We start from the raw sequence: 22,574 nt of genomic DNA on the forward strand, positions 1-22,574 counted from the left end.
GCAATCAATGAGGCTCACTTTGTTGGCCCTGTGTCTGACGGCTGGTTTAACCGGTTGCAGCGAAAAGAACCAATCCGCCTCGGAACCGGCATCCAGGCCGGTAAAGCTGATGGTGGTTGAGGTTGGCGAAAGCCAGACCTATCGAACTTTTCCTGCTCAGGTAGAGGCAGGGGATAAAGCTGTACTGGCCTTTCGGGTTTCCGGAGTGCTGGAAAGTGTGGATGTGCGTGATGGGGAAGAGGTCAAAAAAGGCCAGCGGCTTGCCCAGCTGAAAACGGATGAACTGACTCTGTTGGTTGATCAGGCTAAAGCAAACTACAGCCTGGCGAATGTGCAGTACAAGCGAAATGCGGAACTGCTGAAAACCAATGTGGTGTCTGAATTGGATTTTGACCAGTCGAAAGCGGCCAGAAATCAGGCCAAAGCTGAATTGGATAAACAGCAGGCGAATCTGAAATATGCGACGCTCATTGCCCCTTACAACGGCACGGTCTCCATTTCGATGGCAAATGATTATGAATACGTCTTGGCAAAACAGCCGGTGATGCACATTCAGAGTGAAGGGTTGCTGAGTGTCTCGTTTCAGCTGCCGCAACAGTTGCTGACCCGCCTCAGTGCCAGTGATGACCGCACCGCACAGGTGATTTTCGATACGATTCCCGATCAGGCTTTTGAGGCGAGGCTGAAGGAAATTGACACCGAAGCGGATACCAAAACAGCGAGCTATCAGGTCACGCTGACCATGGAGAAACCGATTGGCCAGAATCTGCTGCCGGGCATGGCGGCTCAGGTGAAGGTAGCGCTTCCGTTTACCGGTTCTGGTGCTCTGCCGGAGCGGGCGATCCTGCGTCAGAATGATAAAACCTATGTCTGGCGGGTTGCTGAAGACGGTAAAGTCAGTCAGGTAGAAGTTGTGCTGGATGACAATGACCGGATTCTTGAGGGACTGGAAGATGGTGAGACGATTGCCGTTTCTGGCGTGACTGAGTTGAAAGAAGGTCAGGTTGTGCGGGAATGGGTGAAGGAGCGGGGTCTTTAAGATGAAGAGTACCTTTTTAGTCCGTTTGTCCGCTTGTGCTTTCGCTTTGGTTCTGGCCGGATGCGGCCGGGAAGCGCAGCATGAACCGAAAATGCCGCAGCCTGTTGCGGTTTACACCGTAACCATGGAAGACAGCGCCCCCATTTTGTCTTTTCCGGCTGTTGCTGCCGCCGCCGATAAATCTGTTTTGTCTTTCCGTCTGCCGGGTGAAATCATCAAGGTGAATGTGAAGCCCGGGGAGTTCGTAAAGGAAGGCCAGTTGCTGGCACAACTGGATCCGACGGATTACCAGCTTGAAGTCAATGATGCGCAGGCCAAGTTTAATGTGGCCGACAGCCAGTACCGCCGCTCTGCCAAGCTGGTGAAGCAGGGATATCTTGCCCAGTCACAATTTGATGAGCTGGCGGCTCAGCGACAAATCGCTAAGGCGAGGCTGAATCTGGCTAAACTCCGGCTGACCTTTACCGAACTGCATGCACCGTTTAGCGGCGTTATTTCCCGTGTTCCCGTGGAGCAATTTGAGAATGTTCAGGTCGGGGAAGCGGTGATGAATATCCACAGTGCTAAAAATGTCGATATTCTCATTCAGGCGCCGGACATGATTTATTCCAAAAGTACGGCCAGACAGGTTCAGGACCGACATCCGGGTACCAAAGTGGTTCTGGATACCGGTCATGAATATACCGCTTACCTGAAAGAGTACACCACCGAACCGGATCCTGAATTGGGGTCATTCAAGGTCACCTTAACCATGCCGATGCCGAAGGACGAATTTATTCTGGACGGGACGGCCGTGGAAGTGAAAGTGGATGCCCAGCGCGTGCAGGTTTACCGCTCAGATGAAGTGGTGATCCCGCTGGAAGCCGTGTTTAACGAAGACGGAGATGACATTGGCCCTGCGAATAAGTTTGTCTGGGTTGTAAACGAGGATCATACCGTGACTAAACGCCAGGTGGTGACCGATAAAGTTGTCCCGAACGGCGTGCGTCTGGTCTCCGGCTTAAAAGAAGGTGAAGTGATTGTGACTGAAGGCGTGAACCGTCTCCGTGATGGTCAGCAAGTGAATATTGTCGACCAGGAGGCAGCCAGCTAATGAAACAGGATATCGCAACCTACTTTATTAAAAATAAAGTTATCAGCTGGATGCTGACCCTGATTTTTCTGATTGGGGGCTCGATGTCATTTCTGGATCTGGGACGGCTGGAAGATCCTGAGTTTACGATCAAGGATGCCATGGTGGTTACTTCTTACCCGGGGGCCACGGCTCAGCAGGTTGAGGAAGAAGTCACGTACCCGATTGAAAAAGCGATTGGTCAGTTGCCTTACGTTGACGAGGTCAACTCGATTTCCAGTCGGAATCTGTCGCAAATCACGGTGACCATGAAAAACAAATATGGTCCGAATGACTTGCCGCAAATCTGGGATGAATTACGCCGTAAGGTGAATGATCTCAAACCGAGTCTGCCGCCGGGTGTCGGTACACCCAAAGTCATCGACGACTTTGGTGATGTGTACGGTATTTTGCTGGCGGTGACCGGTGAAGGGTATTCCTATCGGGAACTGAATGACTACGTCGATTATCTGCGCCGAGAGCTGGAACTGGTTGACGGTGTCGGCAAAGTGCAAGTGACGGGGACGCAGCAGGAGCAGGTTTTCATTGAAATCTCCATGCAGCGTCTGAGCAATCTGGGGATTTCACCGCAAACAATTTATGGCACGCTTCAGCAGCAGAATCTGGTGACCAGTGCTGGTGGTATCCGGGTTGGTGACGAATATATCCGGGTTCAGACCACAGGTGAGTTCCAGAATGTGGATGCGCTGGGTGATCTGATCATCAAAGATGCCGGTTCTCAGGGACTGATTTATCTGCGCGATGTGGCTACGATCAAACGCGGTTTTAAAGAAATTCCGGACAATCTCGTCAGCTATGACGGGATGCAGGCATTGAATGTCGGGGTTTCCTTTGTGTCCGGGATCAACGTGGTAGACGGCGGTAAACGGGTCATGGCCCGGCTGGCAGAGCTGAAAGAGCAGCAGCCTGTCGGGATTGATATTGGCGTGGTGTACAGCCAGCCTTCGGAAGTTGATAAGTCAGTCAGTGGTTTTGTGATCAGTCTGGGCCAGGCTGTGGTCATCGTGATTGTAGTTCTGCTGTTCTTCATGGGGCTGCGTTCCGGACTCTTGATCGGCCTGATCCTGCTGCTGACGGTTCTGGCGACTTTCGTGTTCATGAAGTGGATGGCAATCGATCTGCAGCGAATTTCGCTGGGGGCACTGGTCATTGCGCTCGGGATGCTGGTGGACAATGCCATTGTCGTGGTGGAAGGTATCCTGATCGGGATGCAGAAAGGCCGAACCCGGCTGCAGGCGGCGTCTGACATTGTCACGCAAACCAAATGGCCGCTGTTGGGCGCGACCGTTATCGCAGTGATGGCATTTGCACCGATCGGACTGTCGCAGGACTCAACGGGTGAGTATACCCGCACCCTGTTTACCGTCCTGCTGATCTCCCTGATGCTGAGCTGGTTTACCGCTATTTCCCTGACGCCTTTCTTTGGCGATCTGTTCTTCAAATCACAGAAGATTTCGGACGGCGGTGAAGCGGATGACCCGTACAAAGGTTTTGTCTTTGTTGCTTATCGCAAGTTCCTGGAATTCTGTATGCGTCGGGCATGGCTGACCGTGGTCGCACTGGTGCTGATGCTGGGGGCGAGCCTCTACGGTTTCACGCTGATTAAACAGTCATTCTTCCCGGCTTCAACGTCTCCGATGTTCATGGTGGATGTCTGGATGCCGGAAGGAACGGATATTCGCGCAACCAATGATGCGCTGAACCGTTTGCAGCAGCAAATTGAGCAGGACGACATGGTGGAGTTTGTCAGCACCAGTGCAGGCAAGGGTTCACAGCGGTTTATGCTGACGTATTCTCCGGAGAAGAGCTATGCCGCTTATGGTGAGCTGATTATCCGGGTGAAACAGTTTGAAGATGTCGTTCCGACCATGTCGATGGTACAGTCCGTGATGCTGAAGGACTTCCCGGAGCTGGAATACAAGCTGAAGCAAATCATGTTAGGCCCGTCTTCGGGGGCGAAAATTGAAGCGCGGCTGATTGGTCCGGATCCGACAGTGCTGCGTGGTCTCGCGAAAGAGGTGGTCGATATCATGCGTGCCGATCCGGGAACCGCCAATATCCGTCATGACTGGCGCGAACGGAGCAAGGTGCTGGAGCCGGTGTTCAATGAAAGTCAGGCCCGTCGTTACGGGATTACCAAGAAGGATGTTGATGACTTCCTGCAAATGGCTTTTTCAGGTCTGTCGGTCGGTATTTACCGAGAAGGCACCACGTTGATGCCAATTGTGGCGCGCTTGCCGGATCAGGAACGGGTTGATGTCAGTACCATTGAGGGCATGAAAATCTGGAGTCCTGCGGTTCAGGGTTACGTGCCTTTGCAGCAGGTGATTTCTGCAGTCAATGTTCGCTGGGAAGATCCGCTGATTGCCCGGAAAGACAGAAAACGGGTACTGACGGTGATGGCCGATCCGGATCCGTTGGGGGATGAAACAGCAGCGACCGTGCAGAAACGGATTCAGCCTGCGATTGATGCTTTGGAGCTGCCGCCGGGTTATGCGCTGGAATGGGGCGGCGAATACGAATCGTCCGGTGATGCGAAAGCCTCGCTGTTCAGTTCAATGCCGATGGGGTATCTGATGATGTTCCTGATCACCATCTTCCTGTTTAACAAGGTGAAAGAGGCACTGATTGTCTGGGCGACCGTTCCGCTGGCGGTGATTGGGGTGGCAACCGGTCTGCTGTTGCTAAATACGCCTTTTGGCTTTATGGCATTACTGGGTTTCCTGAGTCTGTCGGGAATGCTGATTAAAAACGGGATCGTACTGCTTGATCAGATTGAGATCGAAATCAGCAGCGGGAAAGATAAATATGAGGCTGTCGTTGATGCGGCGGTCAGCCGGGTTCGTCCGGTCTGTATGGCCGCGATTACCACGATTCTGGGGATGCTTCCGCTGTTGCCGGATGTATTCTTTAAACCAATGGCGGTGACCATCATGTTCGGTCTGGGGTTTGCCACCGTGCTGACTCTGGTTGTGGTGCCGGTGCTTTACCGTCTGTTCCACAGTGTTCCTTTGCCGTCCAGGCAGGCCTGATTTGACTACCAGATGAAACAACCCGGCTTTTGGCCGGGTTGTTTTTTTTAAGGCTGCTGGTTGACGGGTGTGTGCCGGGCGAGCATTGATTTGGTGATCACCGGATATACAATGAGCGAGAATAAAATCATGCTCACGGCCATGGTCAGAAACAGAGGCTTATAACTGAAATCTGCCGGCAGCATCAGCAGCAGGGCAATTGAGACTGCTCCGCGAGCGCCGGAGAAATTCAGCAGCCAGAAATCAAGCCGGGACAGTTTACGGTGGTTAATATGCAGAATAGGGCGCATCAGCCAGAGAGAAATAAACCGCGCGGTAAACAGCAGCGTGATCGACAGGACGATAATGCTGACGGACAGGTTGTCGGGTGACAACAGGGTGAACACGCTGGAACCCAGCAGGAAGAACAGCAGGGCATTGGCGACATAGTCCAGATACTCCCAGATTTCCTGATGTGCCAGATGATCGGCATCATCTTCATAAGGCTTATAGCCATAGGCCAGGGCTGATGCGAACACAGCGAGAATTCCGGAGAAATGCAATTCTTCGGCAACTACAAAACTGCCGTAAGCCAGTGCCAGTGTGATATTTGTCGTCAGCGTATAGTGCCGTTCATGCAAGAGGGCCAGCAGCCAGCGTGCGGCTCTGCCCAGCAGGGCACCAACGGCCAGTGCACCGGCGATATGGGTGAAGAAACTCAGGCTGCTGATAGCCAGATCCAGCTCGGTTTCGCTGAAAAGAACCAGCGAGAGTATCCCCGCAACGGTGACGACAAAGCCGTCATTCAGAATAGATTCGCCTTCGACCAGCAGTTTCTGATCTTCCGTGACACTCTGGTTGTCTTTAAACAAGGCACTGATTGCCAGCGGGTCTGTGGCAGAAATAATGACGCCGAACAGCAGCGCGGGCATCCATGGAATGCCAAGCAACCAGTGAAGCACAGCGGCAATCACCCCCATACTGATGACGATGCCCAGTGTCCCCGCTAGCGTTGCCGGAACCAGTACATGCCGGAAATGAAACAGGCACATGCACTGCGTTGAGGAAAACACCAGCAACGGGACGAAGACATACAGGACGACATGCGGTTCCAGAACCAGATCCGGCAGGTTTGAGTCCGGCATAGCGGAAAATGCACCGTAGGTCAGACCCAGTAAGAGGATCCAGGTAATATCGGAAAACATCCGCCAGCGATGAGAAAAGTAAAAAATCGTGTTGAGTGCTATCCAGCCCAGCACAGCAAACATCACCAGCGAGGGGATAGATTCGTAGCCAGTCACTGAAGTCTCTCCGGAAAAGTGATTGATTTTTATACTCTAAACGGAAAGGGCAATGAAGCAAGCGAATTTCATGAATTCGCGAAGCCCCAAACAAAAGGCTCCGCAAGGGAGCCTTAAAGAGATGATTCTGGCTAAACGAGGGGTTTAGTTTTCCACTTTCCAGCTGATTTGTTCCCCGGCGCGGATCGGGACCACAACATCGCCGCCGAATGCCATGGTTTCCGGCACATCCCAACTTTGTTTGGTCAGGGTGATGGTGTCGCTGTTACGTGGCAGGCCATAGAAATCCGGACCATTGTGGCTGGCAAACGCTTCCAGCTTGTCCAGGGCGTCCGCCTGCTCAAAGACTTCCGCATAGAGTTCAATGGCAGCATGTGCGGTATAAGAACCGGCACAACCGCAGGCCGCTTCTTTCTTCCCTTTTGCATGGGGTGCAGAGTCGGTGCCCAGGAAGAATTTTTTGCTGCCGCTGGTAGCCGCTGCAATCAGGGCTTCCTGATGCGTGTTGCGCTTCAGGATCGGCAGGCAGTAGAAGTGCGGGCGAATACCGCCGGCCAGCATATGGTTCCGGTTATACAGCAGGTGATGTGCCGTGATGGTGGCACCCACGTTCGGTCCTGCATTGTTCACAAAATCGACCGCATCTTTGGTGGTGATATGTTCCAGCACCACTTTCAGGTCCGGCATTTGGGCGACAATTGGTGCCAGGACAGTTTCCAGGAACACTTTCTCGCGGTCGAAAATATCCACATCGTGCTGGGTCACTTCACCGTGAATCAACAGCGGCATCCCGACTTCCTGCATGGCTTCCATGGTTGGCAGCAGTTTGCTGATGTCGGTCACCCCTGAATCGGAGTTAGTTGTGGCGCCGGCCGGATAGAGTTTTGCCGCATAAACATGACCGGTTGCCTTGGCCTTGCGGATTTCATCAGGAGTGGTGTTGTCGGTGAGGTATAAAACCATCAGAGGGGAGAAAGTTTCACTTGGCTGGGCAGCCAGAATACGATCACGATAGGCCAGAGCAGCATGCGTGTCGGTTACGGGAGGAATCAGGTTTGGCATGACGATGGCCCGTCCCATATAGCGACTGATGTCCCGAACCGTATCTTTCAGCACATCTCCGTCACGAAGGTGAACGTGCCAGTCATCCGGACGAGTGATAGTGATCGACGTCATAATAGCTCCCTCCAAAAAAATTCGACCGATTCTAAAAGTATGACTTGTCTAAGTAAAGCCGTATTCCATCTTTAGATCTCAAAACTGGCAATCGTTTGCATTGTATGCTCAGGGTTTTGTGAATTTTTCGTTAAAAAACGTAACCATTGCGTGAAAAATTGATCGAAAACAATCGTTGGAAAAAATTACATGATAGCGTTCGCAATATGCATTAGGTATCACTGCTGTGTGTTTTGTCAGTGATATTTCTTACTATACCTACATGAGATAGATAATAAATGACACATATAACAAGAACGCAGGATATTACACCAATCATCGATGAGACGTTTCGGATACGCGTGAACGAGACTGAAGTGGACGCTGTTCCGGGTGAAAGTGTACTGAGTACATTGCTGGCCAGCGAATTCAGACGATTAATGAAAAATGATTATGGCCAGTCGTCCGGGGCATTTTGTGGCATGGGTGTGTGCCATTGCTGCATGGTCAAAATTAACGGGCGCCACAAAAAACGTGCCTGCCAGACCATCGTTCAGCCCGGCATGCAAATTAATACATGCAGTAACCGTGTTGTTGAGGGAGCGGATAAGAATGTCTGAGAAAATTGTGATTGTTGGTGCTGGTCCTGCCGGGATGTCGATTGCGGCGACTTTGTCTGAATATGGCGTGCGTTCAACCGTGCTGGATGAGTCACCTAAAGCTGGCGGTGTGATTTACCGTGGTCCCTGGCGGACGACGCAATCCATGCCTCATCTGGATGAAAGCCTGCAGAAAAAGATTCATTTACAGCAAGCTTTAGTGGCGAAGCATCAGGACAACATTGATTTGCAGACCGAAACCCGGGTGCTGGGGCCACTGGCACAAAATCAGCTGCTGCTTTCGCATCAGGACAAGCTGTCACAATTGGATTTCGATTATTTGTTTCTGGCGACGGGCTGTCAGGAGCGCAGTATTCCATTTCCGGGATGGCAGTTGCCGGGGGTGATGCTGACCGGGGGCATTCAGCTGCAGCTGAAAAGCGGGCTGGTGCGCCCGGGTCATCAGGCCGTGCTGACCGGAACCGGACCTCTGCTAATCCTGGTTGCTTGCCAGCTCCACCGTGCCGGGGTGGATGTGAAAGGGGTCTATGATGCGACGCCATTCACTGAGATCAGCAAAGAGGTGCTGGCATTACTGAACCGTCCGCAGGTCGCGCTGGAGGGGATGTCGCTGATGGCGTACCTCAAACGGCATCATGTCCCGGTGAAACATGGCTGGGGAATTGTGAAAGCAGAAGGCGGCGAAGCCCTCGAGCGCGTTGCAGTGGCGCCTTATAACCGCAACTGGGAAGCCGATAAGCAGCATATTCAATGGATTGACGCGGATCTGCTGGGTGTCGGGTACGGCTTTGCGTCCCGTTCTCAGCTGGCGCAACTGATGGAGCTGGAAGTTCGTGTGGATGAGTTCAGCGGCCTGATTCCGGTTACGGATGAGTATCAGCGCAGCAGTCGTCCGAATATTTACTGTGCCGGTGACTCAGCACGGTTTGCAGGCGCGGATGTCGCCATCGTTGAAGGGCAGATTGCTGCACTCTCGCTGGTGGCCGAACTTCAGCCGGAGAAGGCGGTCGAAGTGAAAGCCAGACTGCCCGAGCTGCAAAAAACGCTGCGCCGTTATTATCGTTTCCGGGGTGCATTTGACCGCGCCAATCAGCGGAAAAAAGGGCTCCTGCAACTGCCAGAGTCGGACACCGTGATTTGCCGCTGTGAGCAGGTGAAGCGTTCAGCTATCGATAAAGCCATCAATGAAGGCTGTCGTGATACCGTGAGCCTGAAGATGCGTACCCGCGTCACCATGGGCGACTGTCAGGGTAAAACCTGCAGCCACTATTGTTATGACCGGCTGGCCCAGGAGGGCTACAACAATGAGCAGGGACATTTCAGGACCCGTTTCCCGCTCGATCCAATTCCTTTCTCAGCCATGGAGGACGAAGCATGAGTCAATATGATGTGGTGATCTGCGGAGGAGGTGTCATTGGCGGTTCGGTCGCCTATGCACTCAGCCGGAATAAGGACCTGAAGATCGCCTTAGTCGATTATAAAAATCCGGGGAATGCCTCACGGGCTTCCGCTGGTGGTTTATGGGCAATGGGCGAGTCTACCGGACTGGGCTGCGGCGTAATTTTGTTTAAAACTCTGTCGAAGCAGTTGCAGGAAGGCGCCGATGTCTCGCAGGCCGAAGGCATGAAGCCGCACATTATGCCAAAGCCGTTTTTTGATCTGGCCATGATGTCGAACGCGATGTATCCGGCGCTCAATCAGGAGTTGCTGGAAAAGCACGGCGTCGATATGAAATTTGAAAAAACCGGGCTGAAGTTTGTGCTGTTCGATCAGTATGACCGGATTTACGCTGAGCACATTGCCTCGGCCGTGCCCGACCGTCAGCAGCATATTCGCTGGCTTGACCGGGATACCCTGCTCAGTGAGGAACCCAACATTTCCCGTGAAGCCATTGGTGCCATGGAATTCGATACGGATCATCAGATCAACCCGTACCGGCTGAACGACGCTTATGTTGAAGCGGCTCGTCAGAACGGTGTTGACCTGTACCTCAATACCAAGGTGACCGGCATTGAGCGTCAGGGCAACCGGGTCACGGCGGTACAGACGTCACGGGGCAAACTGGACTGCGGGATGATCGTGAATGCCGGTGGCTCCTGGGCTGAACAAATCAGCTTGTGGGCGACAGGCATGCAAATGCCGGTCTTCCCGGTGAAAGGCCAGGTGCTGGTTTCAGAAAAGCTGCCAAAGATCCTGAATGGCTGTATTACCACCAGTGACTGCTACATCGCGCAGAAAGACAATGGTGAGATCCTGATTGGCTCGACGACAGAAGAGCGGGGCTATGACACCAGCACCGATCTGACCCTGCTGAAGCAGCTGGCTCAGGGGGCGATGAAGTCTATCCCTCAGTTGCGTGATATGAATATCAAACGCTGCTGGGCCGGATTACGTCCGGGGTCGCCGGATGAACTGCCGATTCTCGGTCCGATGCCCGGCATCGAAGGTTACATGAATGCCTGCGGTCATTTCCGTACCGGCATGCTGACCTCAGCCATCACCGGTAAGCTGCTGAACGAACTGGTTCGTGGCGAACCGACCAGTGTGGATATCAGTCCGTTCCTGTACGATCGTTTCCTGAACGAGAGCGGGGATATGGTGGGTGAATATCATCTGGAAGCCAGTTTGTAAGTTTCGTTTGGTTTTCTGACTTCAGTTCTTCAGACATTGAAAGCCTCAGGCAGTTGGCCTGAGGCTTTTTTGTTTGCAGCGTTTATTGCTCAGACAAGCTGTCAGTCCGGGATGGTTTGGAGGATATTTCAGCAACCAGACATATCCCGCAACCGATGGTGTAAGCCAGGATATCGAGCCAGTCGAAGGTGGCGCCCAGAATGATCCGGAGGGCCGTGTGATCTTCCCAGCCCAGCCATTGAAGCACCTGAACATACTGCGCCAGTTCGACGGCGTAAGCGAATGCGAGTACGCCCAGGCTGGCGAGCCATGGCTGACAGCGAATGACCGAGGTCACGCAGGCATAGATCCAGACCACGACCAGCACATCACCCAGGAAAGGGCGCACAAAACTGTCACGGACAAACAGGGCAATCAGTACCAGAACAACCAGCAACATGAAGCTGGTCAGGCAGCGAGCAGGGGAAAATCGGAACATCGGAATCCTTCGTTTTATTCGGGTCAGAGGAAAGGAACCGTTTTGTGTAAACGGCACCTGAGATGAAACGGTTGATATTGTGGTGTGATTAAGCCGTCGGATCGGGTTCTGTGTTTGACTCGTTGTCTGGCTCAGAGGCTTCACGAATGGGTGATTTGCCATACCAGTTGATGTGTCGTGTCATGACCATCACCAGACTCAGAATGGCGAAGCACAACAGGGTGCCCATCAGCAGAGCATAGCTTTCTGCCTGCAGCAGTCCGAACAGCAGGGCATACAGTACCAGCATGCACCCCGCGAAAACTGCACCATGCCGGTTGTGTTTCAGGATACCGGAAACATAAACACCCAACACCGCACTGGAAGCCATGGCAGAGACCAGATATGCCCAGTTAAAGCCAATGTGCTCACTGAAAGAAATCAGCAGCAGGTAAAACACCGCCAGTGCCAGGCCGACAAAACCATACTGAACCGGGTGAATCGGTTTGGCCTGAAAGATTTCCAGCAAATAGAAGGCCGCGAAAACCAATGTGATGACAAGCAGCGAGTAATTAATGGCCCGGTATGACTTCAGATAATGATCAACCGGTTCAATTAGGCTGACTCCCATTTGACGGCTGTTCAGTTGTGAACACTGATCATCAGACTGGCAACGGTTCAGCAGCTCGTCAATATTACTGGACAGGTGGTTCGTCATCCAGACCGCCTTGAAGCCCTGTTCAGAAATGTCAGATTCGATCGGCAGATAATCCCCGGTAAAACTTGGATGCGGCCAGGGGGAGCTCAGGCGGACCTCAGTTTGTTTTCCAATCGGGGAGACACTGAGTGAGTCCATCCCCTGAAGTACCATGGCCAGATCAAAGCGGAGTGGTTGGGCAAGATCGAGCGTTGCCAGATCCAGCGGAATGTGGAATCCCTGGGACCAGTGCTTCAGATCGGTACCGGGCTCAACCTGGTAATCCGTGCCGTTGAGCTTTGCTTTGCCAATGTGGTTGATACCACGGCTGTCGGAAACGGCGACGACCAGCTCGACGGTATCAATCTGACTTTGCGGCAGCTCTGTGATCGGCGATAGATCAAGCTGTCCGGTCAGCTGGGTATCGGCGTGATAAAGCCGGGCGGTGTAAATGCCGCGGTATTTTTCAAAACTTTTTAGTGCCGCGTTGATGCGAAATTGTTCCGGCAGAATGAACTTGGCCTTTCTGATTTCATAGGGCCCTTCTTTGCCGTTTACGGTTTGTCTGTATTTGACAATCATCAGCGGCCCTAAAATGGACTGCTTGTCGCTGCTGCTCCGGGCGATGTCCTGGCGTACGGATTGCTGCAAGTCAGAACGCTCGCTGATTAAGTCCTGAATCATGGATGTCGGGATTTGTAGCATCACCAGCAAGAACAGCACCAACCCGAACTTCATGCCAATCTCACTTTGAAAGAGTTTTTTCATCATTCGTCTCCTTTGTTGGCAGAAACTTTATCTACCTCAATTGGAGTCATGATGGTGAGAATGTGGAGATTTTATGGAGTTGGTAAAATCAGCGTGACATAAACCCCTTCAGCAACGTTTTCAATTGTCAGTTCGCCGCCATGCAGCTTCATGACCTGTTCGATAAAATTCAGCCCAAGACCGGTACTTTTCGCGCCATTGGCCCGCGGGAGTGAATAGAAGCGTTCGGTCAGACGGGGCAGGGCGTAGTCAGGGATCTGTGGCCCCTGATTGAAAATTGTCACCGTGATGTGATTGCCTTGCCGTTCGGCATGCCACTGAATGTCGCCAGACGGGGTCACGAAGTCCAGTGCATTTTCCATCAGGTTAAACAACGCCTGTTGCAGCAGGAAGGGATCACCATCAACGGCCAGTGTTTCATCTGCGTTGATCCGGCAGCGCGCTGCTTTGATGTTTAACCTCGCTTCAGAAGACTGCACGACAGTGTCGAGCAACGGGTACAGCGGAATCCGGGAGACCTGCTCCAGTTGGGGCATTTTTTCCAGTCGCGCCAGTTCCAGCAGTCGTTCGATCAGGTGCTGCATCCGGCTGCTTTCCCGCTCAATATTCCCGGCGAAACGGGCCACTTTTTCTTCCGGCAGCGGCATTTGTAAAATCTCGCTCGCCCCTTTGATGGCTGAAAGCGGGCTTTTCAGTTCATGGGTGAGGGTCTGCACATAGTCTTCGACGTACTGTTTGCCATCGAGCTGATTACGCAGTTTTTCCAGGGCGTTACTCAAGGTCGCAAACTCATAGAAGATCCGAAATGTCGGCCGGGCGACTTTTTTGCCGGCCCCCATTTTTTCAGCGTAATCTTCCAGCCGGTGCAGGGCAGAATGCACCCGCCAGGCAACCAGACCGCCGACCAGTAAGATCAGAGCGGTCATTAAGAGCATCCAGAACGCTACATTTCGTTTGGTCTGATCAATAAATGGCTGAATCGAACGGTTAGCTTTCGCAACGGTGACACTGCCGATGATTTCACCCTTGTGATACACCGGCGCGGCAATATGCATGACGCTGGAGGTGGGATCTTCCGGATCCAGCGGCGTACTGCGGGCACCATATTTGCCCCGTAGGGTCAGGTAAACATCATTCCATTGTGAATAGTCTTGTCCGATGTCCTGCCGCCAGGAATCGGCCACGACAATACCGTTTTTGTCCGTAATATAGATCCGGTGATTGATGGCGTTTTTTCCGATTTCCCAGATCCGGGCATTCGGATTACGCTTCCCGTAAGCTGAAATCAATTCAGACAGACGGCCTTCAGTGATATCGCCATTGGCTAAATCATCCTCAGCAAGCACAGCCAGTAAATTTGCCATATCTACCAGCGTTTCTTCTGTCGCCTGCCGCACTGTCGGCTTGAGTTCCTGAATCACCGTGGTGCTGACCCCGTAGGCTGTCATGGCAACCAGGACAAAAAACAGAATAAACAGGCGGATACCCAGCGGGATCCGGGGCCAGCGGCTCATGCGTGTTCCTTGTCTGAATAGAAGTAACCAAAGCCGCGTTTGGTCTGAATCCGTTCCGCGAGGCCGACAGCTTTCAGCTTCTGGCGGATCGCTTTGATATGGGAATCGATATTGCGTTCATACACGGCCTCCGGGGCCATATCAGCCGCCACCATCAGTTGTTCTCGGCTGAAAACCCGGGGACTGCCCAGCACCAGTTTGTCGAGGATTTTGAACTCGGCCGCAGTCAGCCCCAGCGGCTGGCTCTGGTAGCAAAAGTCAAAGTTGTCGGCAAACAGGTTATTTGTCACGACTTCTGGCACAGTTTCCTGTACGGACGCCTGTGCAGATGTTTGTGCAGCCTCGAACTCAGCCGCTGGACGGTTTTTGATTCTGAGTTTGATGCGTGCAAGCATCTCACGCGGGCTGAACGGCTTGGTGACATAATCATCCGCGCCGATTTCTAAGCCGACCACGCGATCGATTTCATCATTTCTTGCCGTTAAGAAGATAATCGGAATATCGGAGAATTCACGGATGGATTTACACAGCTCAAAACCATTGCCGTCCGGCAGGCCGACATCCAGCACCAGCAGCTCAGGCTGGTGGTCTTTCAGGTAAGCCAGCCCTTCGCCTGAGGTCGGAAACCAGCTGACCTGATAGCCATCCAGTTCCAGCACGTGAATCAGGGTGTCCGCAATGGCGGGTTCATCTTCAATGATCAGGATATTCAAAGCGCGACTCTTCTTATTGTTGATCCCGGGATTATACCTGTGCTGTTTCTGTCCTTTCGAGCCAATCCCGTCAAAACATGTGATTTTCCTTGAATTAAAAGAATTTCTCCGGCTCAATTCAGCTTATTTCCAGAAGTTATCCGAGCCATGGAACCTTTACCTTATTTAAGAGAAATTCAGCTCAAACGCGATCAGATTGATTCTTTCAAGGCCTATCCGTTTTCTATTCCCGCTGTGAAAGGGCTGGATAAAATTGATTTCAGCGCAGAAGTGACCATTCTGGTCGGTGAGAACGGCAGCGGCAAATCAACGTTACTGGAAGCCATTGCGGTTGGCATGGGATTCAACGCCGAAGGCGGCTCGAAAAACTTTCATTTTTCAACCCGAAGCACCCATTCGGAACTGTACAAATATCTGCGCTTCAGTAAATCGTTCAGACGTTACAAAGACGGATTCTTTCTCAGAGCCGAAAGTTTTTATAACGTCTCCACCCATATTGATGAGCTGGATGAAGCCCCGAGCTTCGGCCCGCCAATTATTGATTCGTATGGCGGCGTGTCATTGCATCATCAGTCTCATGGCGAATCTTTCCTGAGCTTGATGGTTGAACGATTCGGTGGAAAAGGGCTGTATATCCTCGACGAACCCGAAGCCGCGTTATCGCCGATGCGTCAGCTGTCGGTGCTCAGCCGCATGCATCAGCTGGTGCAGGACCAATCGCAATTTATCATCGCCACCCACTCCCCGATGCTTATGGCCTATCCCGGCGCCCGGATCTATCAAATCGGTCCGTCTGGCATACACCCGATCAAATACGAAGACACGGAGCATTACACGATTACCAAGGCTTTTCTAAATAACCCCAGACCGATGTTGGATGAGTTATTTGTAGATAACTGATGGGGCGGTTTGTTTTGTTTTTGTGGAATTTTGGACCGTGATTTAGGGAAGGTGGACTAGAGTTGGCAAAAGATGATCCTTTTATTTTGGATATTCGCTTCGATACGCGACAAGGGAACCCATCGCTAAAATTTGATGTAAGACTCGCAGGATCATCAAAGTAAAGAAAAATTCTCTCGGATAGCAAGTGAAAGTGGTCCGATAAGTATGCATTTGTGTAAACGGCAGTTGCATGAATGCAATAGAATAACCCGATGATATGGATGATAGAATGCCGTTTCACATCCTGAACTCTGCAGAACCTGAAAATTTGAAAAAGCGGGACGGAGAAAATTCAGTGGTTATTCTATGTTTTTTCGTTGTTATCAGGCTTGCCAATTTTCTTAATTCTGGTGAGAAAATGTCCATATTATGAGCTGTAATTATCAATAGGAATTGAACAAATGGAATTGTCTGTCCACCTGGAAATTGTGAAAAAAGCGGCTGAAAGTCTTGGGCTGAACTTTGAAATATTGGACAAGTACTCAAAGAGAGTCGCAGAGATCTCTTGCTTGGATCAGTCCATTCTTGTTCAGTCACCGCAATACTTTTGTAACTCACAAACCGCCGCATCCCTTGCCCAAGACAAAGCGTATACAGATATCATCTTAAAACGCGCGGGAATCGCAACGCCTCAAGGGGATTACTTTTTTAAAGTTGAAGGTGAAAACCTTACGGCGAAAGGGGTTGAAGAAGCATTTCAATACGCCAATGCACTTGGTTATCCAGTTTTTTTTAAGCCGATCAATGGATCTCATGGGCGTTTTGCGAGAGTCATCTATTCAGATGCTGAGCTTTATCGCCAACTTGTGCTGCTTCCGGGAGAATACAATGGATTTGTTCTTCAGGAAGTTGTCTCCGGATGTGAGCATCGATTGGTCATTCTGAAAGGGAAGCCTTACTTTTCCTATAAAAAATATATTCCAATGCTGATCGCGAATGGCATGGATTCATATGAGACGCTTTTGGATAAATCACCTTATGAATATGAACGCTATCAAGGGTATTTATCCAGTGTTGTGGGGGCACTCTCAGGCATTCCGGAAAGATTTCAGACGATTCCTTTGGCGCCAAATGCGAACCCGAATAACGGTGGAGTCATTGAAGATTTCCGGACTTCATTTTCAAAAGAAATCGTTGACTGGTCAGCGAAGATCTATGCTGCCACCAAACTTGAAGTCATCGGTGTCGATTTGTTTTCACCTTGCGATATGGATTCTGATGTCGGGCTTTTTAAGGTGCTGGAGATTAACTCGAATCCATTTCTGAAGACGATTTACCAGAATGGTTACAGCGATGTTGCCATTGGGGTCTGGCAGGTGCTTCTTTCTGAACACTTTCACCTTTCAATTCATAGAGAGGCCGTGAATGGTGTCCCTGTCGTGTGATCACCCCAGTGCGATACCAGTGCCTCACGCAATACAGTCAGTTTCGCTGAGTACTGGCGCGAGGGCGGGTAGAGTAAGGTTATAGGTTGTGGCGGTGGTGCGTATTGGCTGAGCACTTCCTGTAATCGTCCGTCGGCGAGGTAAGGGCGGACGAAAAATGTCAGCAGTTGTGCAATGCCAGTTCCGGCATTGGCTGCGTCGACCAAAGGATCACCATGATCGAGGACCAGGTTTCCGCCGACCTCAAGGCTGATGCGTTTGCCGTTCTCCGTAAACTGCCAGGGATTCATCTGCCCGGTGGAAGGCAGCCTGACTCTCAGGCAATTATGCTGTGATAATGCCCCAATGGACTGAGGCACACCCCGTCGGGCGAGGTATTTGGCAGAGGCGACAGTGACCCAACTGGCCGGTGCCAGCTTTTTTGCGATCACCCTGGCATCCGCAACGGGGCCGCTCCGAATCACTGCGTCAAATCCCTCTTCGATAATATCGACCGTTCGGTCGGTCAGCACTAACTCGATATTTAGCTGCGGATGCGTTGTCAGCAAATCGCTGACGATAGGGATCAGGATCAGGCGTCCGAATGCGGAAGGGGCACTGATTTTCAGCGTCCCTTTGGGGGCCGTGCCATGGTGCTGCATTTCATGCTGGGCGTCAGATAATCCGGTGATCAAAGGGCGGACGCGGGTCAGAAAGAGTTCACCGTCTGCGGTCAGACTCAGGCTGCGGGTATTACGGTGTAACAACTTTACGCCCAGCTGTGTTTCCAGTCGGCTGACGGCCCGTGAAATACCGGATTGCGTGATGCCTAATTGTGCTGCTGCAAGAGTGAAACTTCGATTGTCGGCAACTTTGATGAATTGCCGGATGGCATTGAGGTCAGCATCCATGATTTAAGTCATTAGTGAAATGATATGATGATATTTATTGATGATAATTCATAAATGATACTGGGTGAACCTTATCTTTTATCTGGAATCAATTTATGCGATCTTCTTTACCTTCAGGGGTTTACCTGCTGAGTCTTGGTATTTTTATGATGATTTCCTGCGAGTTGCAGGTGTTGGGGTTTATGCCTGCACTGGCGGCTGATCTGGGCGTTTCTCTTGCTGAGATTGGTTATCTGGTTTCCACTTTTGCGGCCAGTATGGCGATTGGCGGCCCGCTCCTCATGCTTGTGTTGTCCCGATTCCCGCCCCGAACGATTCTGGTCAGCCTTTATGCCGTTTTCATTCTGGGTGAATTGTTCGGCGCGCTTGCACAAAGCTATCCCCAGCTGATGTTTGCTCGTGCAGTAACTGGAATGGTGTCGGGTGCATTCTTTGGGGTATCCATCGGGCTTTGCACAAGGATAACTGCGCCGCAAGATACCTTAAGGGCCATCGCCATGGTGCTGGCTGGCATCATGTTGGGCACTATTATTGGTTTGCCGCTGGCGAAATTAATTGCTGAACATTGGGGATGGCGCGGTAGTTTTTATGTTGTGGCCGTACTGGCCGTGTTCAGTTCAGGGGTGACCCTGAAAGTCATTCCGTCTCTGCCCGCTGAAGCGCCGCAACCTGTGAAGCAAGAATTGAAAGGGGTACTGGACGCGCGGTTATGGTGGGTATTTGCAACCAGTTTTTGTGTTCTCAGCGCAGTCTATGCGCCGTTCAGTTTCATCGTGCCGATATTGACCGACCTTGCGGTATTGCCGGACGGGGTCGTCACCTGGCTGCTGTTTGTCTACGGATTATGCATGCTGCTCGGGAACCACTTCGTTGCTCAGCTTGCGGTGAAACACGCGAAAGCCACACTCGCAGGTGGTTTAGGTGGATTGATCATGATTTTTGTGGTGTTCGCTCTGTATGCCGACGTTGCCTGGGTATCCGTAGTGTGCCTTGTGGCAATGGGTTTTTGCGGTGTGAGCCTCAACCCGGCTCTGGTCAGCCGGTTGATGGAACTGCCGCAGGGGCAACGGTCATTGATTAATACGTTGCATGCGTCTGTTGTGAATGTAGGAATCATGTCGAGCAGTTTTGCCGCCGGTCTGATGCTGGACTTTGGTTTCAGTCTCCGCAGCACAATCTGGATGGGGGCTGCCATTGCTGTTGTCGGGCTGATCCTGCTTTGGGTGTCACCAAAACTATCTTCCCGGTCAAATCAAACAGTATCGCAATTACCTCAGACTCAAACCCAATAAAATGACATGTTGAGTCGTGCGAATGATACAAGCATGGCGAGCAACAATATCCGGAAAGGGCGAACCGCCCTTTTTTCGTTGTTCATGATCGTTTTTGAATGTGCATTTTTAAAGGATTATTTTTGATGCTTTTCAGTATTGGAGCCTTGGATTGAAGTCATATATATTGAATCAATTTGAAATATGGACATTCAGATGAAAATCTTAAACGTATCGAATGCTGAGTTAGAACAAGTCGAAGTTTTGTTTGATGCATATCGTCAGTTCTATGAACAAAGCTCCGATCTGGAAGCAGCCCGATTATTTATCGCAATGCGCTTAGAGGCACAAGATTCAGTGATTTTTCTTGCGCAAAATGAAACCGGTGAAGCGTTAGGATTTGTGCAGCTTTATCCTTCATTTTCATCCGTTGCGATGAAAAGAATGTGGTATCTCAACGACCTTTATGTTGCAGAAAATGACCGTCATCAAGGTGTTGCGCGAGCGCTGTTAAAGCATGTGGAAACATTTGCCAAAGAAACGAATGCACTCACGGTAAAACTCGCGACAGCGGCCTCAAATGAAAAAGCGAAGGCGCTATGAGTCTGAAGGTTATGCCAAAGTGACTGCTTTTGACCATGACACGCAACGGGTGAAGTGAGTGGTGTGCCAGTCAGTTTATGTCGTCATGAGACGCCGATGAGTAAAAAACAGCGAAACATTGATGAAATGAAAGGGAAAGTCATGCGACAAAAGTTATACCTGATACCGGGCACTCAGTGTAATGAAAGGCTTTGGGAAAAAATGGCTTCTTATTTACCTCCCTCATTTGAGCTGGTTCATCTGGATATTCCGGTTCATATGAGCTTTGATGACATTTCAGATGAATACAGTCAGCGACTATCCGACGAAAAAATAAACATCATTGGGTTTTCTCTGGGGGGATATATCGCAACTGATTTTGCGATGAAGCATCCGGAACGCGTCGATAAAGTGTTTGTTATTTCGAATAGCCCGACGGCCTTGCCGCCAGAAGAATTGAAGCAAAGGGGGAGTGTACTCCAACTGGTCAGAGAGTACGGATACAAGGGAATGACTCGCCGGAAAGCGGCGTCCATGCTGGATGGCAGAAATCAAAGCGATGCGTTGATAGATATGATCCTGAACATGGATCAGGCGTTGGGCGCCGAAGTGTTTCTGAGCCAGTATCAATATACGTCCGAACGAAAAGATTTATCGAAAGCACTCGCAGAGTATTCGGGTCGAATTCATTTCTATCATAGTGAAAACGATCCGCTGGTGGACTCAACATGGCTCCATGCCCTTTGTCATTTAAATCCGTCTCTAACCGTGACAAGTATTTCGGGTTCTGGGCATATGTTGCCACTGGAGATGCCTCGGGAACTGGCGAATTATATCATAGATTGGTTTGAAAGGTCTTAATCATTATCACCTGTAATATTGTTCATAACATAAAATTGAAGAAATAATAATTATGAATATTCGTTTTTATTCAGTAATCATAGGAACAATATGTTTTTTATATTGCGTGGGTTTTGTAGCAGTTTCTTTTTGATAGAAGATGATTTTTAGATTGTTTATATTTCATTCTCGTAAGTGATCTATAGAGTTTTGAAATGAAAAATTAAATTCACTTGTTTTGGTGTTCTGGTAAATGTGGCTTTTTAGTATTAATGGATGAGTGTTATCACTGAAGTCTAAGGTATAAAAACTATAGAAGATTAGTTAGATGAATACATATAGGTTGAAAATTAGGTGTGTGGTTGAGAGCGATAATCTTAGTTGCGTAAGAAATCTCTCTGGGTTATAGAAAACCACTGCTGGAGCAGTGGCCGTTATTATGAACGATTTTTATGGAAAGTTAATTTCTGTCACTTTTCCTGTCTTCAGATCTTTTTCAATGGCATCAGGGCCATTATCTAATCCTGAGTCGTGGTCATGTTTGTTTTCTCCACCTTTTCTTGAATGATTATCATTGTTTGAAGGGCCTGAATAATTAGTGCTAAATTTCGTTCCAAATGCCCTGTCAATTGCTTTCATGGCACTTTCATCAGTAACAAAGTAAGCTGCACTTCCTGATGTAATTTGCAGATCAGGTATTTGAGAGTAGCCACCTTTATAACCTAGAGAAACAGTGAAGCCTTGACCGAATGGCGACCCTGATAAAGGTCGCTCAAACTTTATACCTGCACCTTTGATTGGTGCTGAACCACCAAATGTTTCACCATTTAAATCAGTAACATCCCCTTGAAATACACCAATATCAATAGAAATGCCTAGATCCGCATCTCCTGCTGTTTTGTCAAAATATCCTCCTAGGCCCTTATCATCGGCCGCGAGTCCAGCTGCAAAGTTTGTCCCTAGTCCAGATGCGGAAATACCGACAGTAATTGTTACATCAGAAAAGTCTGAAATCGTAGTACTTCCATTATTACTTTGAGAAAATTGTTGAATACTACTTCTAGGCATGATATTTCTAGAATAGCTAATTTTGTTCTTTATTAAACCAGAGTATACATTTACTAGTGTGACATTTTGGCTCAAAGTACTTTTACCAAATAGTCTTTTGGGGATGGCAATTTCAGTAAAGTAGAGGTTGTTTACTTTTTTTGTTTTATATTTAACTAATGATTTGTATGAACTATTAATTGGGGTTAGATATTTAAATCGCGGTGTACCATTGATAAGTGTTATTTCAAGGTTAGAACTAGACGTGTGGTTGTTATTGCTATTGTTTATTATAGACTTCCCAAACGATAGATAGCTATGAACCTTGCTTTTGGGAATGAAAAATAAACTTTCAGAAGAATGTATTGGAATGAATGTAGTGTCAGATTCATTTAGGTAACTAATGTAAATATATTCTGAATCATTATATATTTGAGAGAAAGCCTTGATATTTGTTTTTTTTAGACTAGTCCACTCATTCATGTTACCATCGATAATAACATTCATCCCATAACTATAAAACGGGATGTGTAGTAGTAAGAAGATAAAAGTTTTTATTATTCTCATTGATGCTTCCTT

The 22,574-nt window shown here is 49.9% G+C and carries 18 protein-coding genes and 1 pseudogene; 11 read left to right on the forward strand and 8 right to left on the reverse strand.

Annotated elements, in window-relative coordinates; translation table 11 throughout:
• The first annotated feature begins 7 nt into the window (after positions 1-7).
• Genes ACYP03_RS12285 through ACYP03_RS12295 form a run of 3 tightly spaced genes read left to right on the forward strand, consistent with a single transcriptional unit; the run spans position 8 to position 5,203 of the window.
• On the forward strand, positions 8-1,039 hold the full coding sequence (locus ACYP03_RS12285) for an efflux RND transporter periplasmic adaptor subunit (RefSeq protein ID WP_459780086.1): 1,032 nt from the start codon (positions 8-10) through the stop codon (positions 1,037-1,039).
• A 1-nt stretch (position 1,040) separates the two neighbouring features.
• Positions 1,041-2,132: an efflux RND transporter periplasmic adaptor subunit gene (locus tag ACYP03_RS12290; protein ID WP_459780088.1), complete on the forward strand. Its 1,092-nt coding sequence runs from the start codon at positions 1,041-1,043 to the stop codon at positions 2,130-2,132.
• Positions 2,132-5,203 carry an efflux RND transporter permease subunit gene (locus tag ACYP03_RS12295; protein WP_330959230.1) on the forward strand — a complete coding sequence of 1,024 codons (3,072 nt, stop codon included), beginning with the start codon at positions 2,132-2,134 and terminating at the stop codon, positions 5,201-5,203. Before ACYP03_RS12290 ends, ACYP03_RS12295 begins: the two co-directional genes overlap by 1 nt.
• Before the next feature lie 47 nt (positions 5,204-5,250).
• Here ACYP03_RS12295 and ACYP03_RS12300 read toward each other — a convergent pair whose 3' ends face one another.
• Both ACYP03_RS12300 and pyrC read right to left on the reverse strand, forming a co-directional pair.
• Positions 5,251-6,483, reverse strand: a complete 1,233-nt coding sequence (locus ACYP03_RS12300) for a cation:proton antiporter (protein WP_248140669.1) — start codon at positions 6,481-6,483, stop codon at positions 5,251-5,253.
• Between the two features lie 144 nt (positions 6,484-6,627).
• The gene (gene pyrC / locus ACYP03_RS12305; RefSeq protein WP_330959231.1) at positions 6,628-7,659 is read right to left on the reverse strand and encodes a dihydroorotase; all 1,032 of its coding nucleotides are present in this window, start codon (positions 7,657-7,659) and stop codon (positions 6,628-6,630) included.
• Between the two features lie 278 nt (positions 7,660-7,937).
• On the opposite strand from pyrC, the gene ACYP03_RS12310 reads away from it, so the two are divergent.
• Genes ACYP03_RS12310 through ACYP03_RS12320 form a run of 3 tightly spaced genes read left to right on the forward strand, consistent with a single transcriptional unit; the run spans position 7,938 to position 10,889 of the window.
• A complete protein-coding gene (locus ACYP03_RS12310; protein ID WP_256549289.1) occupies positions 7,938-8,258 on the forward strand; it encodes a 2Fe-2S iron-sulfur cluster-binding protein in 321 nt (106 codons plus the stop codon).
• Positions 8,251-9,636 carry an FAD/NAD(P)-dependent oxidoreductase gene (locus tag ACYP03_RS12315; RefSeq protein ID WP_248140667.1) on the forward strand — a complete coding sequence of 462 codons (1,386 nt, stop codon included), beginning with the start codon at positions 8,251-8,253 and terminating at the stop codon, positions 9,634-9,636. The genes ACYP03_RS12310 and ACYP03_RS12315 overlap by 8 nt, the downstream gene beginning before the upstream one ends.
• Entirely contained in the window at positions 9,633-10,889 is a 1,257-nt protein-coding gene (locus ACYP03_RS12320) for an NAD(P)/FAD-dependent oxidoreductase (RefSeq protein WP_330959233.1), read from the forward strand. The genes ACYP03_RS12315 and ACYP03_RS12320 overlap by 4 nt, the downstream gene beginning before the upstream one ends.
• An 82-nt stretch (positions 10,890-10,971) precedes the next feature.
• Here the strand turns inward: ACYP03_RS12320 and ACYP03_RS12325 are convergent, their stop codons facing one another.
• The 4 genes from ACYP03_RS12325 to ACYP03_RS12340 all read right to left on the reverse strand — a co-directional run bounded on the left by ACYP03_RS12325 (position 10,972) and on the right by ACYP03_RS12340 (position 15,038).
• Positions 10,972-11,367, reverse strand: coding sequence for a ribosomal maturation YjgA family protein (locus ACYP03_RS12325; RefSeq protein WP_330959234.1), 396 nt, complete (start codon positions 11,365-11,367; stop codon positions 10,972-10,974).
• Positions 11,368-11,455: 88 nt separating this feature from the next.
• Positions 11,456-12,811: a cell envelope integrity protein CreD gene (creD, locus tag ACYP03_RS12330; RefSeq protein ID WP_459780091.1), complete on the reverse strand. Its 1,356-nt coding sequence runs from the start codon at positions 12,809-12,811 to the stop codon at positions 11,456-11,458.
• 71 nt (positions 12,812-12,882) lie between these two features.
• Positions 12,883-14,325 (reverse strand): two-component system sensor histidine kinase CreC, encoded by a 1,443-nt coding sequence (creC, locus tag ACYP03_RS12335; RefSeq protein ID WP_459780093.1) that lies wholly within the window; start codon positions 14,323-14,325, stop codon positions 12,883-12,885.
• Positions 14,322-15,038: a response regulator gene (locus tag ACYP03_RS12340; RefSeq protein ID WP_459780094.1), complete on the reverse strand. Its 717-nt coding sequence runs from the start codon at positions 15,036-15,038 to the stop codon at positions 14,322-14,324. The genes creC and ACYP03_RS12340 overlap by 4 nt, the downstream gene beginning before the upstream one ends.
• A 147-nt stretch (positions 15,039-15,185) precedes the next feature.
• On the opposite strand from ACYP03_RS12340, the gene ACYP03_RS12345 reads away from it, so the two are divergent.
• Together ACYP03_RS12345 and ACYP03_RS12350 are read left to right on the forward strand one after the other, a co-directional pair.
• Positions 15,186-15,938 (forward strand): AAA family ATPase, encoded by a 753-nt coding sequence (locus ACYP03_RS12345; protein ID WP_330959236.1) that lies wholly within the window; start codon positions 15,186-15,188, stop codon positions 15,936-15,938.
• Positions 15,939-16,381: 443 nt separating this feature from the next.
• The gene (locus ACYP03_RS12350; RefSeq protein ID WP_459780096.1) at positions 16,382-17,365 is read left to right on the forward strand and encodes an ATP-grasp domain-containing protein; all 984 of its coding nucleotides are present in this window, start codon (positions 16,382-16,384) and stop codon (positions 17,363-17,365) included.
• Here ACYP03_RS12350 and ACYP03_RS12355 read toward each other — a convergent pair.
• Positions 17,329-18,255 carry a LysR family transcriptional regulator gene (locus tag ACYP03_RS12355; RefSeq protein WP_459780098.1) on the reverse strand — a complete coding sequence of 309 codons (927 nt, stop codon included), beginning with the start codon at positions 18,253-18,255 and terminating at the stop codon, positions 17,329-17,331. The two genes, ACYP03_RS12350 and ACYP03_RS12355, sit on opposite strands and share 37 nt — an antisense overlap.
• Positions 18,256-18,350: 95 nt before the next feature.
• On the opposite strand from ACYP03_RS12355, the gene ACYP03_RS12360 reads away from it, so the two are divergent.
• From ACYP03_RS12360 to ACYP03_RS12370, 3 genes and pseudogenes are all read left to right on the forward strand, one after another.
• Positions 18,351-19,547 carry an MFS transporter gene (locus ACYP03_RS12360; protein WP_459780100.1) on the forward strand — a complete coding sequence of 399 codons (1,197 nt, stop codon included), beginning with the start codon at positions 18,351-18,353 and terminating at the stop codon, positions 19,545-19,547.
• Positions 19,548-19,742: 195 nt separating this feature from the next.
• Positions 19,743-20,187 (forward strand): annotated as a pseudogene (locus ACYP03_RS12365) (GNAT family N-acetyltransferase).
• Positions 20,188-20,225: 38 nt separating this feature from the next.
• Entirely contained in the window at positions 20,226-20,969 is a 744-nt protein-coding gene (locus ACYP03_RS12370; RefSeq protein WP_330959241.1) for an alpha/beta fold hydrolase, read from the forward strand.
• Positions 20,970-21,398: 429 nt separating this feature from the next.
• On the opposite strand, the gene ACYP03_RS12375 is transcribed toward ACYP03_RS12370, so the two are convergent.
• On the reverse strand, positions 21,399-22,562 hold the full coding sequence (locus ACYP03_RS12375) for a hypothetical protein (protein ID WP_459780102.1): 1,164 nt from the start codon (positions 22,560-22,562) through the stop codon (positions 21,399-21,401).
• Positions 22,563-22,574: the final 12 nt, after the last annotated feature.

The sequence above is a fragment of the Photobacterium sp. R1 genome, assembly GCF_054600795.1.